Below are 13,929 nucleotides of genomic sequence, written 5' to 3'. Positions count from 1 at the left end.
TTCTATCTCCTTAGGCGAGGCCGAGGCCGCCGACGACGAGGTCGATCAGCTTGATGCCGACGAACGGCGCGAGCAGCCCGCCGAGCCCGTACACCGCGAGGTTGCGCGCCAGCAGCGGCCCGGCCGCCATCGGCCTGTACGTCACGCCCTTCAGCGCCAGCGGCACCAGCAGCGGGATGATCAGCGCGTTGAAGATGATCGCGCTGAGGATCGCCGACTGCGGCGTCGCCAGCCCCATCACGTTGAGCACGCCCAGCCCGGGGTAGAGCGCGACGAACATCGCCGGGATGATCGCGAAATATTTCGCCACGTCGTTCGCCACCGAGAAGGTGGTGAGCGCGCCGCGCGTCATCAGCAGCTGCTTGCCGAGCCCGACCACCTCGATCAGCTTGGTCGGATCGCTGTCGAGGTCGACCATGTTGCCCGCCTCGCGCGCCGCCTGCGTGCCGGTGTTCATCGCCACGCCCACGTCGGCCTGCGCCAGCGCGGGCGCGTCGTTGGTGCCGTCGCCGCACATCGCCACCAGTTTGCCGCCGGTCTGCTCCTGCCGGATCAGCGCGAGCTTGTCCTCGGGGGTGGCCTGGGCGAGGAAGTCGTCCACCCCGGCCTCGGCCGCGATCGCCGCGGCGGTGAGCGGGTTATCGCCGGTGATCATCACGGTGCGGATGCCCATCGTGCGCAGCTCGCCGAAGCGCTCGCGGATCCCCGCCTTGACCACGTCCTTGAGGAAGATCGCGCCGAGCAGCCGCCCGTCCTTGGCGACCGCCAGCGGCGTGCCGCCGGCGCGCGCGATCTCGTCGGTGATGCGGCGCAGCTCGGTCGCCGCGGCGGTCTCGCCCGCACCCGCGTTGGCGCGCAGGATCGAGTCGACCGCGCCCTTCTGGATCAGCGCGTCGCCGATCCGCACGCCCGAGACGCGGGTCTGCGCGGTGAAGGGGATCACCTCGGCGCCCGCGGGCATCGGCCGCTGCAGCCCGAACCTCTCGCGCGCCAGCACCACGATCGAGCGACCCTCCGGGGTCTCGTCGGCGAGGCTGGCGAGCAGCGCCGCCTCGGCCAGCTCGACCTCGCCGGCGCCGCCGACGCTGCGGAACTCGCTCGCCTGGCGGTCGCCGATCGTGATCGTGCCGGTCTTGTCCAGCAGCAGCACGTCGACGTCGCCCGCCGCCTCGACCGCGCGGCCCGACTTGGCGAGCACGTTGAAGCGCACCAGCCGGTCCATGCCCGCGATCCCGATCGCCGACAGCAGCGCCGCGATCGTGGTCGGGATCAGCGTGATCAGCAGCGCGGCGAGGATCGCGACGGGGATGCTGCCGCCGGTATAAGCGGCGAAGCCCGGGATCGTCGCCACCGCGATGAGGAAGATGATCGTCAGCCCCACCAGCAGCACCGTCAGCGCCACCTCGTTGGGCGTCTTCTGCCGCTCGGCGCCCTCGACCAGCGCGATCATGCGGTCGAGGAAGCCCTTGCCCGGCTCCACCGTCACCTTGACGCGGATCTCGTCGGAGATGACCCGCGTGCCCGCGGTCACCGCCGAGCGGTCGCCGCCCGCCTCGCGGATCACCGGCGCGCTCTCGCCCGTGATCGCGGCCTCGTTGACCGAGGCGACGCCCGCGACGACGTCGCCGTCCGAGGGGATCAGGTCGCCCGTCTCGACCAGCACGAGGTCGCCGACCCTGAGCTGGCTGGCGGCGACGCTGTCATACTGGCGCCCGTCGCCCTTCAGCCGCTTGGCGCTGAGCTCGGCCTTGGTGGCGCGCAGGCTCGCCGCCTGCGCCTTGCCGCGCCCCTCCGCCAGCGCCTCGGCGAAGGTGCCGAACAGCACCGTCAGCCACAGCCACACGACGAGCTGCGCCTTGAAGGCGAGCGTCAGCCCGTCGCCGCCCATGTTGATCGTGATCGTCAGCAGCGTCGCCACGCACGCGGTCACGAACATGACCGGGTTGCGGATCAGCTCCCTCGGATCGAGCTTGCGGAAGGATGCCCGGATCGCCGGCACGACGAGGTCGGCCGTGAACAGGCTCTTGGTCTGGGTCTTCGCCATGATGGCCCCCGTTAGAACAGCTGGCCGCGGATCATCGCGAGATGATCGGCGATGGGGCCGAGCGCGAGGCTCGGCAGGAAGGTGAGGCCGCCCAGGATCAGCACGATGCCGACGAGCAGGCCGACCCACAGGCCGCCGGTCGTGGGGAACGAGCCCGCGCTCTCCGGCGTGTATTTCTTGGCGGCGAGGCTCCCCGCGATCGCGAGCATCGGCACGATGATGAAGAAGCGGCCGACCCACATCGCGACGCCGAGCAGCCCGTTGTAATAAGGCGTGTTGGCGGTGAGACCCGCGAAGGCCGAGCCGTTGTTCCCGACCGCGCTGGTGAAGGCGTAGAGGATCTCCGAGAAGCCGTGCGGCCCCTTGTTGAGCGGCCCTGCCAGACCCTGCTGCAGCACCGACGACAGCGAGGAGAAGCCGAGGATCATCAGCGGCAGCACCGCGATCGCCAGCACCGCGAGCTTCACCTCGCGGCTCTCGATCTTCTTGCCGACATATTCGGGCGTGCGCCCCACCATCAGCCCGGCGACGAACACCGCGAGGATGGCGAAGAGCAGGAAGCCGTAGATGCCCGCGCCGACGCCGCCGATCACCACCTCGCCGAGCTGGATGTTGAACAGCGGGATCATCCCGCCCAGCGCGGTGAAGCTGTCGTGCATGGCGTTGACCGCGCCGCACGAGGCCGCGGTGGTGACGACGGCGAACAGCGCCGAGGCGGCGACGCCGAAGCGCACCTCCTTGCCCTCCATGTTGCCGCCCGCGACGCCGAGCTGGTGCAGCACCGGGTTGCCCGCGGCCTCCTGCCAGTAGGTCACGGTCACCCCGGCGAGGAACAGGATCACCATCGCCGCCAGGATCGCCCAGCCCTGCTTTGTGTTGCCGACCGCCTTGCCGAAGGTCCAGGTCAGCCCGAAGCCGATCAGGAAGATCGATAGCATCTGCACCAGGTTGGTCAGCGCGGTCGGGTTCTCGAACGGGTGCGCGCTGTTGGCGTTGAAGAAGCCGCCGCCGTTGGTGCCGAGCATCTTGATCGCCTCCTGCGAGGCCACCGGCCCGAGCAGGATCGACTGGCGAGCGCCCTCCAGCGTCTGGACGTCGACCACGCCGGCGAGCGTCTGCGGCACGCCGCTGGCGATCAGGAAGACGGTGTAGACGAGGCAGAGCGGCAGCAGCAGGTACAGCGTGACCCGCGTCACGTCGGCCCAGAAATTGCCGATCGCTGACGCCTCGCGCCGCGCGAAGCCGCGGAACAGCGCGAAGGCGAGCGCGATGCCCGTCGCCGCCGAGAGGAAGTTGTGGATCGTCAGCCCGAGCATCTGGCTCAAGTTCGACATCGTCGCCTCGCCGCCGTAGCTCTGCCAGTTGGTGTTGGTGGTGAAGCTCACCGCGGTGTTGAAGGCGAGATCGGGCGAGAGCCCGGCGAGCCCCTGCGGGTTGCCCGGCAGCACGCCCTGCAGCCTGAGGACCGCGTAGGTGAAGACCAGCAGCGCCACGTTGAACAGCAGCATGTGCAGCGCGTAGCGGCGCCATCCCTGCTCGGCGTCGGGGTCGACGCCGGCGAGCCGGTAGAAGCCGCGCTCGACCGGGCCGAGCACGACGTGGAGCGGCGTGCGCCGCCCCTCGTACAGCGCGTGGAGCCACAGCCCGACGGGCTTGGTGAGCGCCAGCAGGATGCCGACGAACAGGAGGATCAGGAACCAGCCCTGGAATGTCATGGGACCGCCTCCTTCAGAAGCGTTCGGGGCGGATCAGCACCGCCACGAGATAGACGAGGAGGCCGAGTGCGGTCAGCGCCGCCAGCCAGAGATCGAGCGTCATCGCGTCATTCCCTCACGCATGGTCACACAGGCGGACATAGGCGAGCGTCAGCGCGAACAGGCCGACGATGATCGCGATCCAGAGCAGGTCCATCAGATCCTCCCGGTCAGAAGGCGGCCGTCAGCGAGGCCAGGACGGTGCCGCCGGCGATGGTGCCGGTGCCGTCCTGGCCCTTGCTGAAGCTCGGCCGCAGGTAGCTCGCCGCCCGATCCGAGATGTCGGTATCGACGTAGCTCAGGTTGAAGGTCAGGTTCTTGTACGTGGCGTCGGCGCCGAGCGACCAATCCCAATAGGCGCCGGTCGGCGCGACCGCGGTGGCGTTGGGGCCGAGCCCGTCCTGCCCCCAGCTGTGGCCGATATGTGCCCTGGCGGTGAGCGGCGTGCCAGCGAGCGCCAGCGCGCCGTCGCCCCAGAGGTACAGGTTGTCGTCCTTGGCCCCGGGATCGGTGTAGACCCCCGCCGCGGCGTCGGCGCCGGTGCGGTACCAGCGCCCGATCGCCTGCTGCTTGGGCGCATAGGCCGCGCCCGCGGTCAGCGTCGCCGCGCCGGCGGTGCCGCTCAGCTTGACATAGGGCTCGGCGAAGTCGGTCTTGTCCGCGCCGCCCGGGTACATGTACCAGGTCAGCCCGACGTCGAGCGTGGCGTCGTCGGCCAGCTTCGCCTTGTAGCCGCCGATCAGGTCGAGCTCCATGTTGGCGCCCCCGAACGTGCCCCAGCCCGCCAGGTTGGACGCCCAGGTGCCGACGTACAGTCCGCTCTCGTGCGCGACGGTGATGCCGCCCTGCACCGCCATCTCCCGGTCGGACTGCGACACGCCGCGGAAGCGATAGTCCGAGGCGATCGCGGCGGCGCCGCTGACCGTGATCGGCGAGGCGGGAGCGGCGGTGGCGTCGGTCTCGCCCTCCACCGTCGACTGCGCGTGCGCGGCGAGCGGCATGCCGGCCAAGGCGGCGAGCGCGGCCGCGTAGAACACCTTCATTCGTCTGATTCCCCGAAGCGGCACCGTCACGCGACGGTGCCTTCAAGGCAGGCCGATTAGGCGCAGCGATCGTAGCAATGCGAGATCGATCCGGCGAAACCCCGTATAGCTGGCATATAGCGCGCGACGATCGTGCCGCGTCGGTGAGCCGGTGCCCGCCCGAGGGCCTTCCACCCGCGGCCAAGCCTCTCTATGCGCAGCCTCGTGGCGCCGCGGCGCGCCGCGATCGGTCCCGCGCCGCGGCGCGCGACGTCGCGCCGGGCGGCACCGTCGCCGGTCTCAGGAGATAGAAGATGAATGTCGGTCGGATCGTCAGCCCATCCCTGGCCCGCGGCGCCGGGGCCTGACCGAGCGCGACGGCCACCGACACGGGACCGCGACCGACCGATGATCCTCCTCACCCTCTCCGCGCTCACGCTCGCCGCCCCTGCCGCGGCCGCGGCGCCGCTCGCCCGGACCAGCCGCCGCCGGCCGCCACGGCGCGCGCGCGGCACGCTGCGCCTGCCCGAGCTCGAGCTGCCTCCCGTCACGGTCGAGGCCCCCGCGCCGGAGGTGCCGCCGCCGACGCTGGGCGAGGTCGGCGTCGCGCTCGGCAAGATCCCCGGTCCGACGATCCCACCCGAGATCCGCGCGATGCTCGACGCGGCGATCGCGGCGAACGACGAGGCCGGGGTCGCCACCATCGTCAAATATGCGCGCGCGGGCGACCCGGGCTCGGCCGACCTCGTGCTGCGCCAGGCGAGCGACTGGCGCGAGGCGCGCGCGCGCGCGCGCGACGAGCGGCTGCAGCAGGCCAGCGTGTTCGAGCTGTGGACCGGTCGCGTCGAGGCGGGCGGCTTCATCTCGACCGGCAACTCGAACATCACCGGGCTGACCGGCTCGGCCGATCTCAGCCGCGAGGGGCTGCGCTGGCGCCACCGCCTGCTCGGCCAGGCCGACTTCCAGCGCACCGACGGCGTCACCAGCCGCGAGCGCTACACCTTCGGCTACCAGCCCAACTACAAGGTCAACGACCGCGCCTATATCTACGGCAACCTCGGCTATGAGTCGGATCGGTTCCTCGGCTACGCCAGCCGCTACGCGGTCTCGGTCGGCGCGGGCTACGGCGTGTTCCGCCGCTCCGGGCTGACGCTCGACCTCGAGGCCGGCCCCGCCTTCCGCCAGACCGACTTCACCGACGACTTCATGCAGAGCAGCCTCGCCGCGCGCGGCAGCATGAACCTCAACTGGACGCTGATCGGCGGGCTGAAGCTGAGCGAGGAGGCCTCGGGCTATCTCGAGCAGTACAACAGCACGGTGCGCAGCGTCAGCGCGCTCGAGGCCAGGCTGCTCGGCCCGCTCTCGGCCAAATTCTCCTACACCGTGCAATATGAGAGCGAGCCGCGCGACGCCAGGCTCAGCACCGACACGCTCAGCCGACTGTCGCTGGTGTATAGTTTCTAGCGGGCCGAGCACGCGGCACGGTGGGTCCCGGACCAGGTCCGCGACGACGGGGAAAGCGGCGGCACCCTGCACCAGGCGCGTCCGGGTCTCTACCGATCGTCCCGGATCACCCGCAGCGCGTGTGGCGCGCCCGCGCGCCCCGTCGGCCCGCCCGCATTGATCCTCATCAGCGTGATTTGCCGGAACGATCCGACCGCGCCACCCGTATCCAACAGCCTATGCCCGCGCCCGATACCCCCATGTTCCGCTGGACGCACCAGGCCCAGGAGGAGCTCGAAGCGCTGCTCCACGGCCACGTCGCCGAGCGTTCCTTCCCCTGTGTCGGCGCCAAGGCGGCGCTGGCGCGCGGCACGCTCGACGTGCTCGCCTGCTCGCGCATCGACAGCGCCTGGGACGACCTGCGCATCCACGACGGGCTGGTGAAGTTCGCCGCCGCCTATCGCGCCGAGCCGACGCTGTTCCGCAGCTACGCCGTGGTGTTCGAGGGTCCTGACGGGCTCGACGAGCCAGCGTTCGAGGCGGCGCTGTGGCGGCGCATCCAATCGCTCTCCGACAAGGACGTGTGGCGCGGCCAGGACTATGACGGGCGCGTCAGCCACGATCCCGACAGCCCGCATTTCTCGCTGAGCTTCGGCGGCGAGGCCTTCTTCGTCGTCGGGCTGCACCCGCACGCGTCACGCCCGGCCCGGCAGTTCGCACGGCCCACCATGGTGTTCAACCTCCACGACCAGTTCGAGACGCTGCGCGCCGACGGCCGCTATGAGCCGATGCGCGAGGCGATCATGGTGCGCGACGAGAAGGTCGCTGGCTCGCGCAACCCGATGCTGTCGCGCCACGGCGAGCTCAGCGAGGCGCGCCAATATAGCGGCCGCGTGGTGGACGCGGCGTGGCGCTGCCCCTTCCACTATGCCGGCGGCAGCGACCCGGCATGAGTGCGACGATGGAGATCGCGCCGCGCAGCGGCACCGCCTTCCGCCTGCTGATGGGCCAGCGGCTCACCGTGATCGACCCGCGCGGCGTCCAGGTCGCCGACCTGCTGGCGTACAACGCCGAGGACGTGCGCGAGGTGATCTCCTCGGGGCGCACGTTCGATTACAGCGAGACGATCCGGCTGACGACCGGGCATCTGCTCTACTCGAACCGCTCGCGGCCGATGCTCGCGATCGTGGAGGACACGGTGGGGCGGCACGATTTCCTGCTGACGCCGTGCTCCTACGACACGTTCCATCATTTCTACCCCGAGCTGCCGCCCCACCGCGGCTGCTTCGGCAACCTCGCCGAGGCGCTCGCGCCGCATGGCGTGACCGAGGACATGATCCCGGTGGCGTTCAACTGCTTCATGAACGTGCCGGTCGACGGCGCGACGGGCAAGCTGGAGGTGCTGCCGCCGACCAGCCGCGCCGGCGACCATCTCACGCTCGAGGCGCGGATGGACCTGATCATCGGCCTCACCGCCTGCTCGGCGCCGGCGTCGAACGGCGGCAGCTTCAAGCCGATCCACTATCGCGTGGAGTGAAGAGCTAGCCTGACACGCTGGACCACCCCGGCGCACGCGGGGTGGCAGGAGGAGGGCGACCGTCAGTTCACCCCCGCGCGCGACCTCGGCATTAGCAGCTCCGCCTCGGCGACCCGCTCGGCGTAGCGCGAGGCGAGATCGAGGTGGAGCCGCCGCATCGGCGCGTCGCGCGCGTGTCGCGCGGCCTCGCTCTCCTGGGCGGCGCGGCGGCGATAGTAATCGAGGTCGTCCATCGTGGTCATCGCGTGATCCCTCCCGGCGCGGAGACTGTGTCACGATACGCTGCGACTCGCCCCGCATTGTGCGCCGATCCGGGCGGGATGCATCAACATTCATCAGCACCCGCGCCGCGACCCGGGAAGAATCCGTCTGATGTAGGTCAACTTGGCGGCAGCCCCGCGGCCGTGCTCCTCGCCGCGCGCCGTCCCGCTGGCGCCGCGCGGCCGGCTGCGGCATGGACCAGCCCATGGATCGCGCCTTCCGCCGCGTCGCCGCCGACGGCACCGCCGCCCCGCACCCCTGCGCGGTGGTCGCCGAGCACCCGGTCGCGATCGAGGTCAACGGGCTCGGCTATGCGGTGATGATGGCGACCCCCGCCGACCTCGCCGACTTCGCCACCGGATTCGCGCTGTCGGAGCGGATCGTCGCGGACGCCGCCGAGATCGCCGCGCTCGTTCTCGTCGAGACCGCGCAGGGCGTGATCGCGCGGCTCGCGGTGCCGCCCGCGCGCGCCGCCGCGGTGGCCGACCGGGTCCGCCGCCGCGCCAGCGACAGCTCGTGCGGCCTGTGCGGGATGGACAATCTCGAGTCGGTCCATCGCGCGCTCCCCCGCGTCGCCGGCGGCGCGGCGGCCCCCGCCGCGATCTTCGCCGCGCTGGGCGCGATGCGCGACCATCAGCCGCTCAACCGCGCCACCGGCGCCGCGCACGCCGCGCTGCTGTGCGACCGCGCCGGCGCGATCCGGCTCGCGCGCGAGGACGTCGGGCGCCACAACGCCTTCGACAAGCTGATCGGCGCGATGGCGCGCGGCGGGCTGGCGTGGGACGACGGCTTCGCTTTGCTGTCGTCGCGCTGCTCCTACGAGCTGGTCGAGAAGGCCGCGCTGGCGGGCTGCGCCACGCTGGTGACGGTGTCGGCGGCGACCAGCCTGGCGCTCGACCGCGCCGCCGCGGCGGGACTGACGCTGGTCTCGCTGGCGCGGTCGGACGCGGTGCTCTTTTCGGATCCCACGCGTTAGGACGCGCATGACCAAGCAGCACGACGATCGCCCCGATTTCACGCCCTATGACGGCCCTGCGGGCGGCTGGGGCTCGATGCGCTCGCTGGCGGACATCGTGCCGCGCGAGAAGAACGTGGCGGTCACCACCGCCGAGCTGGCGCGGCAGAACAAGCCCGACGGCTTCATGTGCGTCAGCTGCGCCTGGTCCAAGCCCAACCCGCCGAGCGTCGCCGAGTTCTGCGAGAACGGCGCCAAGGCCACCGCCTGGGAGATCACCAGCCAGCGCGTCACCCCCGACTTCTTCCGCGCGCACGCGCTGACCGAGCTCCGCGGCTGGAGCGACTATCGCCTCGAGGAGGCGGGCCGGCTGACCCACCCGATGAAGTATGATCGCGCGACCGACCGCTACGTCGTCGCGCCGTGGGAGGAGGCCTTCGCGGCGATCGGGGCGAAGCTGAAGGCGCTCGCGCCGCGCTCGGCGGTGTTCTACGCCTCGGGGCGCGCCAGCCTCGAGACCTCGTACATGTACCAGCTGATGGCGCGGCTGTACGGCAACCAGAACCTGCCCGACAGCTCGAACATGTGCCACGAGTCGACCTCGGTCGGGCTGAAGGCGGCGATCGGCGTGCCGGTCGGCACCACCACGCTGGAGGATTTCGACCACACCGACTGTATCCTGCACTTCGGCCAGAACGTCGCCACCAACAGCCCGCGCATGCTCCACCAGCTCCGCGCGGTGCACAAGCGCGGCGCGCAGATCATCGTGTTCAATCCCCTGCGCGAGCGCGGGCTGGAGCGGTTCACCGACCCGCAGAACCCGGTCGAGATGGCGACGCGCAGCGAGACGCCGATCGCGACGCAATACCACCAGGTGAAGGCGGGCGGCGACCTCGCGGCGATGATGGGCATCGCCAAATGGGTGATCGAGAACGGCCACGTCGACCGCGCCTTCATCGACGCGCACACGCACGATTACGCCGCCTTCGAGGCCAAGGCCCGCGCCACCGGCTGGGACGAGATCGAACGTGAATCGGGGCTGACCCGCGCCGCGCTCGAGCAGGCCGCGGAGGCCTATGCGCGCGCCGAGGCGACGATGGCGATCTACGGCATGGGGCTGACCCAGCACGTCAAGGGCGTCGACAACGTGCGCATGCTGGTCAACCTGCTGCTGCTCCGCGGCAATATCGGCAAGCCCGGCGCCGGGCCGTGCCCGGTGCGCGGGCACAGCAACGTCCAGGGCCAGCGCACCGTCGGCATCACCGAGAAGACCGAGCTGGCGCCGGTGGAGAAGCTCAAGGAACTCTACGGCTTCGACCCGCCGACCGAGAAGGGGCTCGACACCGTCGAGGCCTGCGCGGGCGTGATCGACGGCACGGTGAAGGCGTTCGTCTCGCTCGGCGGCAATTTCGTCCGCGCCGCGCCCGAGACCGAGCTGCTGGAGGAGGGCTGGGCGAAGCTGGAGCTGTCGGTGCAGATCGCCACCAAGCTCAACCGCAGCCACCTCATCCCCGCCGCGGGCGAGACCTGGCTGCTGCCCTGTCTCGGCCGGATCGAGCGCGACCTGCAGGCGAGCGGCCCGCAGCGCGTGACGATGGAGGATTCGACCAGCGTGATTCACCCGTCACTCGGCAAGGTCGAGCCGGCGAGCCCGCACCTGCTGTCCGAACCCGCGATCGTCGCGGGGATCGCCCAGGCGCTGCTGCCGCCCAACCCCGCGATCGACTGGGACGCGTGGGTCGGCGACTATGCGCTGGTGCGCGACGAGATCGCCAAGGCGATCCCGCACTTCTTCGCGCGTTTCAACGAGCGGCTGCGGGAGGAGAAAGGCGGCTTCTGGAAGGGCAACAAGGCCGCCGAGCGCGAGTGGGAGACGCCGAGCGGCAAGGCCGAGTTCCTGGTGCCCGACGTGCTCAACGCCACCGGCTTCGACGACAGCGAGGGGCGCTACCGGCTGCTGACGCTGCGCTCGAACGACCAGTTCAACACCACGATCTACGGCTATTCGGACCGCTTCCGCGGCATCAACGGCACGCGCCAGGTGGTGCTGATGAACCGCGACGACATCGCGCGCGCGGGGCTCACCGCCGGCGCCAAGGTGACGCTGGCGAGCGACGCGGGCGACAACCACGAGCGCCGCGTCGGCGACCTGATCGTGGTGGAATATGATGTCCCGCCCGGCTGCATCGCGGCCTATTATCCCGAGTGCAACCCGCTGATCCCGCTCGCGCACCACGCCGAGGAGAGCCACGTGCCCGCGGCCAAGTCGGTGCCGGTGCGGATCCTCGGCTGAGCACGGGGGCGGCCGCCGACCGAATGCCCCGACGGTTCGTCATCCCGGACTTGTTCCGGGATCCACTGCTCCGCGACGTCGCCGGCGGATGCTCTTGCGGTGCCGTGGATCCCGGGCCAGGTCCGGTATGACGGGGCGGCAGGGTGCCGCTCGCCTTCAACCTGTCCGCCCTTGGCGAACCGGTCACCACCCACCTCAACCTCCCCCGGCATAATTGTGCGACAAAACCGCCGTAGCGCGCTCGTCCGGCCCCATCCGCCGGGCAGGGAGCGAGTGATGCGCGTGATCTATCTATTGCTGGCCTCCGCCGCCCCGCTCGCCGCTCCGGCGGCGGCGCAGCAGCCGCCGCAGCGCGACCTTCCCGGCACGGTCGCGCCGACCGGCAGCGCCGCCGCCACGCCCGCCCCCGGCGCGAGCACAGCGGCGCAGTCGAGCCAGGCCACCCCGGCCACCGCCCCCGCCGACGCCGCGGAGAGCGAGGACGAGCCCGCCGACATCGTCGTCACCGGCGCGCGGACGCAGCGCGGCGCGGTGGTGGGCGACATCACCCCCGAGGAACAGCTCTCCCCCGCCGACATCCGCAGCTACGGCGTCAGCTCGGTCACCGAGCTGCTCAACGAGCTCAGCCCGCAGACCCGCTCCGGCCGCGGCGCCGGCGGCGCGCCGGTGGTGCTGCTCAACGGGCGGCGCATCTCGGGCTTCCAGGAGATCCGCGACCTGCCGACCGAGGCGATCGCGCGGGTCGACATCCTGCCCGAGGAGGTCGCGCTCAAATACGGCTATCGCGCCGACCAGCGCGTCGTGAACTTCGTGCTGCGCCGTCGCTTCCGCGCGCTCACCGCCGAGATCGAGGACCGGCTCGCCACCGAGGGCGGGCGCAACGCCCCGGGCGGCGAGCTCGACCTGCTGCGCATCCGCGAGCAGGGCCGCGTCAACCTCCACCTCGAGTACAACCGCGCCGACTCGCTCACCGAGGCCGAGCGCGACATCCTGCCCTCGCCCAACACCGCGGCGATCGGGGGCAATGTCGCGACCCGCGGGCGCGTCGCGATCGACCCTTTGTTCGGCGCCGCGACGTCGCTCGGCGTCCCCGCGATCGCCGCGACGCGCGCGCCGCTGCTCGGCGAGTTCAGCGCGACGCGCGAGACCACCGACCAGTCGGCCTATCGCACGCTGCTGCCGCAGGAGCGCACCTTCTCCGCCAACGGCACCTATGCGACGACGATCTTCGGCAACGTCGGCGCGACGCTCAACGCCACCGTCGACCACAGCCGCACCGAGTCGCTGCGCGGCCTCGCCGAGCTCGACCTCGCGCTGCCGGTGGGCAGCCCCTTCTCGCCCTTCGCGGTGCCGGTGACGCTGACCCGCGCCTCGGACGCGATCGCGCCGCTGACCCAGCAGGTCGAGACGACCCAGCTCCACGTGGGCGGCACGCTCAACGGCGACAGGGGACGGTGGCGCTGGTCGCTGACCGGCACCGTCGACCGCGACACCAGCGACACCGTCACCCAGACCGGGCTCGACACCGCCGCCTTCCAGGCGCGGCTCGACGCGTTCGACCCGCTCGCCAACCCCTATGCGCCGCTCACGCTGGGCCGCTCGGCCGACAATAGCGCGCGCTCGACCGCGACCACCGCGGGGCTCGACGCGCTGGCGAGCGGGCCGCTGTTCGCGCTGCCCGCGGGCGACGCCAACGCCAGCCTGCGCGTCGGTGCCTCGACCAGCGACTTCTCGAGCCGCTCGGTGCGCCTCGGCACGCCCGTGGCGGCCGACATCGGGCGCGACGTGGCCTCGACCCAGCTCAACCTCGACCTGCCGATCGCCAGCCGCGCCGAGGGTGTGCTGGCGTTCCTCGGCAATCTCTCGCTCAACGGCAATGTCGCGGCGGACCGGGTCTCCGACTTCGGCACCTTGTGGACCTATGGCTATGGCGCCAACTGGCGCCCGATCGAGGCGGTGCGGCTGCTCGCCTCGGTGACCGACCAGGCCGAGGCACCGACCGCGGCGCAGCTCGGCAACCCGGTGGTGTCGACCCCGGGCGTGCGCGTGTTCGACTATGTCCGCGGCACCACCGCGACGGTGACGACGGTGACCGGCGGGAACCCTTTGCTGGTGCAGGACGAGCGCCACGCGCTCAAGGTCGGGCTCGACGTCAAGCCGTGGGGCGAGCGCGACATCCGCTTCCGCGCCGACTATACCCGCCAGACCACCGACGACCCGATCGCGAGCTTCCCCAGCGCGACCGCGGCGATCGAGGCGGCCTTCCCCGACCGCTACACGCGCGACGCGGAGGGCAACCTGCTGCGCATCGACACGCGCCCGATCAACTTCGCGCGGCGCGAGACGTCGCAGCTGCGCTACGGCGTCAACCTGTCGTTCCGGCTGAAGTCGAAGATCCAGAAGGAGCTGGAGGCGTTCCGCGCCGGCACCGGGCCCAACCCGTTCGCGGGGATGCGCCCGCCGGGCGAGCGGCGCGGCGGCGAGGGCGGCGGCCGCGGGCGCGCGGGCGACGGTACCCGGCCCGACGGCAGCGCCGCGCGCGGCGGCGACGGCACGCCGCCTCCCGGTGGGACGGGGGCGGCGCCGGGCGGCCAGGGTGGCGCGGGGGCCGGCGGCGGTC

At 71.5% G+C, this 13,929-nt stretch carries 11 protein-coding genes; 6 read left to right on the top strand and 5 right to left on the bottom strand.

The window, feature by feature from the left end:
- Positions 1 to 10: 10 nt before the first annotated feature.
- The 4 genes from kdpB to KZ813_RS14910 all read right to left on the bottom strand — a co-directional run bounded on the left by kdpB (position 11) and on the right by KZ813_RS14910 (position 4,841).
- Positions 11 to 2,044 (bottom strand): potassium-transporting ATPase subunit KdpB, encoded by a 2,034-nt coding sequence (kdpB, locus tag KZ813_RS14925; RefSeq protein WP_219755785.1) that lies wholly within the window; start codon positions 2,042 to 2,044, stop codon positions 11 to 13.
- Between the two features lie 11 nt (positions 2,045 to 2,055).
- On the bottom strand, positions 2,056 to 3,759 hold the full coding sequence (kdpA, locus tag KZ813_RS14920; RefSeq protein WP_219755784.1) for a potassium-transporting ATPase subunit KdpA: 1,704 nt from the start codon (positions 3,757 to 3,759) through the stop codon (positions 2,056 to 2,058).
- A 13-nt stretch (positions 3,760 to 3,772) separates the two neighbouring features.
- Positions 3,773 to 3,862 carry a K(+)-transporting ATPase subunit F gene (gene kdpF / locus KZ813_RS14915; RefSeq protein ID WP_037531783.1) on the bottom strand — a complete coding sequence of 30 codons (90 nt, stop codon included), beginning with the start codon at positions 3,860 to 3,862 and terminating at the stop codon, positions 3,773 to 3,775.
- Positions 3,863 to 3,968: 106 nt separating this feature from the next.
- Positions 3,969 to 4,841, bottom strand: a complete 873-nt coding sequence (locus tag KZ813_RS14910; protein ID WP_219755783.1) for a TorF family putative porin — start codon at positions 4,839 to 4,841, stop codon at positions 3,969 to 3,971.
- 387 nt (positions 4,842 to 5,228) lie between these two features.
- Between KZ813_RS14910 and KZ813_RS14905 the strand changes: the two genes are divergently transcribed.
- The 3 genes from KZ813_RS14905 (at position 5,229) to KZ813_RS14895 (ending at position 7,800) form a co-directional block, all read left to right on the top strand.
- Positions 5,229 to 6,284, top strand: coding sequence for a DUF481 domain-containing protein (locus KZ813_RS14905; protein ID WP_258046835.1), 1,056 nt, complete (start codon positions 5,229 to 5,231; stop codon positions 6,282 to 6,284).
- Between the two features lie 239 nt (positions 6,285 to 6,523).
- Positions 6,524 to 7,216, top strand: coding sequence for a guanitoxin biosynthesis heme-dependent pre-guanitoxin N-hydroxylase GntA (gene gntA, locus KZ813_RS14900; RefSeq protein ID WP_258046834.1), 693 nt, complete (start codon positions 6,524 to 6,526; stop codon positions 7,214 to 7,216).
- Positions 7,213 to 7,800 (top strand): DUF1989 domain-containing protein, encoded by a 588-nt coding sequence (locus tag KZ813_RS14895; RefSeq protein WP_219755781.1) that lies wholly within the window; start codon positions 7,213 to 7,215, stop codon positions 7,798 to 7,800. The genes gntA and KZ813_RS14895 overlap by 4 nt, the downstream gene beginning before the upstream one ends.
- A 62-nt stretch (positions 7,801 to 7,862) precedes the next feature.
- On the opposite strand, the gene KZ813_RS14890 is transcribed toward KZ813_RS14895, so the two are convergent.
- Complete coding sequence (locus tag KZ813_RS14890) at positions 7,863 to 8,042, bottom strand: hypothetical protein (protein ID WP_219755780.1); 180 nt, start codon at positions 8,040 to 8,042, stop codon at positions 7,863 to 7,865.
- Positions 8,043 to 8,254: 212 nt separating this feature from the next.
- Between KZ813_RS14890 and fdhD the strand changes: the two genes are divergently transcribed.
- From fdhD to KZ813_RS14875, 3 genes are all read left to right on the top strand, one after another.
- Positions 8,255 to 9,037, top strand: coding sequence for a formate dehydrogenase accessory sulfurtransferase FdhD (gene fdhD / locus KZ813_RS14885; RefSeq protein WP_258046833.1), 783 nt, complete (start codon positions 8,255 to 8,257; stop codon positions 9,035 to 9,037).
- Positions 9,038 to 9,044: 7 nt separating this feature from the next.
- A complete protein-coding gene (locus KZ813_RS14880; RefSeq protein WP_219755779.1) occupies positions 9,045 to 11,309 on the top strand; it encodes an FdhF/YdeP family oxidoreductase in 2,265 nt (754 codons plus the stop codon).
- A 276-nt stretch (positions 11,310 to 11,585) separates the two neighbouring features.
- Positions 11,586 to 13,929, top strand: a 2,344-nt coding sequence (locus KZ813_RS14875) for a TonB-dependent receptor (protein ID WP_219755778.1), incomplete at its 3' end; no start/stop codon positions are given.

The organism is Sphingomonas folli, from assembly GCF_019429525.1.
Lineage (GTDB): Bacteria > Pseudomonadota > Alphaproteobacteria > Sphingomonadales > Sphingomonadaceae > Sphingomonas > Sphingomonas folii.
This window is presented reverse-complemented; position numbering and strand designations above follow the sequence as displayed.